3 protein-coding genes are annotated in these 2,267 nt (G+C 60.8%); 1 reads left to right on the top strand and 2 read right to left on the bottom strand.

The genetic code is table 11. From position 1 onward, the window contains the following. Positions 1 to 331, top strand: a 331-nt coding sequence (locus ACE3OH_RS21755; RefSeq protein ID WP_374358234.1) for an acyl-CoA thioesterase, incomplete at its 5' end; no start/stop codon positions are given. Positions 332 to 376: 45 nt separating this feature from the next. Here ACE3OH_RS21755 and ACE3OH_RS21750 read toward each other — a convergent pair. Both ACE3OH_RS21750 and ACE3OH_RS21745 read right to left on the bottom strand, forming a co-directional pair. After that, positions 377 to 1,990 carry a methyl-accepting chemotaxis protein gene (locus tag ACE3OH_RS21750; RefSeq protein WP_374358231.1) on the bottom strand — a complete coding sequence of 538 codons (1,614 nt, stop codon included), beginning with the start codon at positions 1,988 to 1,990 and terminating at the stop codon, positions 377 to 379. A gap of 177 nt (positions 1,991 to 2,167) precedes the next feature. After that, positions 2,168 to 2,267 (bottom strand): aminomethyltransferase beta-barrel domain-containing protein (locus ACE3OH_RS21745; protein ID WP_374358237.1); only part of this gene is annotated, 100 nt, incomplete at its 5' end.

The raw sequence follows: 2,267 nt of genomic DNA, 5'->3' as shown, positions 1-2,267 counted from the left end.
AGAAGCGCGCTGGGGATTTACCGAAACCCATGGCTCGCTGGACTATTTTGTGAAGTCCGGCCTCGCCTTTGTCATCGTCAATATCAATATCAATTACCGGCGCGCCGCCTTGATGGGCGAAGTGCTGCAAATCGAGACGGCCGTCCGGAAAATCGGCGGGCGCAGCGGGGTGATCCATCAGGTGGTGAAGCTGGCCGGCACGCAAACGGTGATTGCCGACGCCGATGTCACCTTTGTCATCTTCAGTCAGGTCAGCGGCGCCGCCGTTGCCATCGATGGTGCGTTGCGCACACAGTTCGAACAGCTACCGCACTGGCCGGCATCCGAGTAAGGCACCACGGCACACGTTTACGCCGGCGCGCCGCAGCAAAGACTGCTAGACCCGATAGCGGGCCACCGTGGTCTGCATCTGGTTGGCCAGCACCAGCAACTCGCCTGCCGCGTCTGAGGTATCGGACGCGGCGCTGCGTGTGTCTTCCGAAGTCTGGGCGATACGCTCGACCTGCTTGGCGATATTCAGGCTGGCAGCACTTTGCTCGCGTATGGCGTGGCTGATGTCTTCGACCATATCGCCAACCTGGCCCGAACCCTGGCGGATTTGCTGGATGGATTCGCCAGCCTGCTGCGCTTTTTCCACGCCAAGTTCGACGCGGCTTACCACCTCGCGCATGCTGCTGACCGCCGCATCGGCGCCTTGCTGGATGGCGGTGATCAGCGTGCCGATTTCCTGGGTGGACAAAGCAGTGCGCTCAGCCAGCTTGCGCACCTCATCCGCCACCACCGCAAAGCCACGACCCTGCTCACCGGCACGGGCCGCCTCGATCGCCGCATTGAGTGCCAGCAGATTGGTCTGGTCGGCCACTTCCTTGATAACGTTCACTACCGCACCGATATTCGCACTCTCGCGTGCCAGCTGGTCGATCTGGCCGGATGCCTGATGCACGCGCTCGGCAATGCCATTGATTTCAGTAACGGTATCGCCAATCACCTTGGCGCCGACACCGGCAATCTCGCCGGAGCGCCGCGATACCTCATTGGCCTCGCCAGCCCGGTCGGCAACATGGTTGATGCTGACCGTGACCTGCTCCACGGTAGCGGCCATGCTGGCGGCCGAATCGCTGGCGGCTGACGAGTTTTGCGACATATTGCGTGCCGCCGTCGCCATATGATTGGCTTGCCCGGCCACGCCCCCCACTGCGCCGGCAATTTCCTGGAAGCTGCGCTGCAGGGTATCGAGCAGGCGATTGAAGGCCAATACGGTCAGCCCGACCTCATCGCGGCTATCTACCGGTACCCGCTGGGTGAAGTCCAGCTCGCGCCCGATGCGCTCCACCGTTTTTTCCATCACCGCCAGTGGCCGGGTTACCGCCCGGTAAACCGTATAGCCAAATACGCCCAAAAGCACTACGGCCAGGGCAATCACCACGACGAAAGCACCCACCGCCCGGTGATATACCGCATCCACCTCGGCAGCAGCACTTTCCTGCATTTTCAGGTTGTAGGCAGCCGACTTTTCGATGGCCAGCTGCAAGGCCTGCTCGGCGGGAATCACCTTGCCGTAGAGCGCGGCAACCGCTTCATCAGGCTTGGCCGATGCCGATGCCTTCAAAGCATCGGCATAGCCTTCGAGATACATGCCGAAGGCAATCTGCAAGGCTTTGTAATTGGCGGAGTCCGTCTCGTCCGACACGAGGCCGGCATAGCCACCCACCGCCTTCTTGGCCCGGTCGGTGGCATCGGTCACTTTCTGGGTGAAAGCTTTTTTCAGATCGGCGTCCTGCTCCATGATGTGCGAGAGCAAGAGCGCCCGCATATCACGATAAGACAGCGCCACATCATTGACTGCCTGCACGCTGGGCAAGGTGATATCGGTCATGCTCTTGACCTGCCCGCCCATCCTGGCAAAGGCCGACACGCCGACCGCTCCCACGATCAATAGCGCAGCAAGGGCCAGGCCCAGCAGCAGGATAAGACGCTTGCCAATCGACATGGTGAATACCTTTCGTGCCAGTTGCCGGACATCCCGCCAGCGCGGCGGAATAACCTTATTGATAAGGCAGGCAAGGTAAGGGCACAAGGGCAGAATGCCGAAGGGCGGCGCGAATATCGAATAAATACTCGAATTTACGCAAACTGCCGCAAATCAACGATCGAGCCGGGCCATGACTCAGGCGATCACGCCACCACCCAGGCACACCGGCCCTTGGTATAACACCACCGACTGACCGGGCGTAACCGCCCATTGCGGCTCGTCAAACTGCACGATC

It is taken from the genome of Chitinimonas sp., assembly GCF_041904975.1.
Taxonomy (GTDB): domain Bacteria; phylum Pseudomonadota; class Gammaproteobacteria; order Burkholderiales; family Chitinimonadaceae; genus Chitinimonas.
The sequence above is the reverse complement of the archived record's forward strand: the minus strand, read 5'-3'. Positions and strand labels throughout refer to the sequence as shown.

What these genes read in the sequence shown, in the direction of transcription:
- ACE3OH_RS21750 (WP_374358231.1), bottom strand. Translation starts at nt 1,990, where the DNA reads ATGTCGATTGGCAAGCGTCTTATCCTGCTGCTGGGCCTGGCCCTTGCT.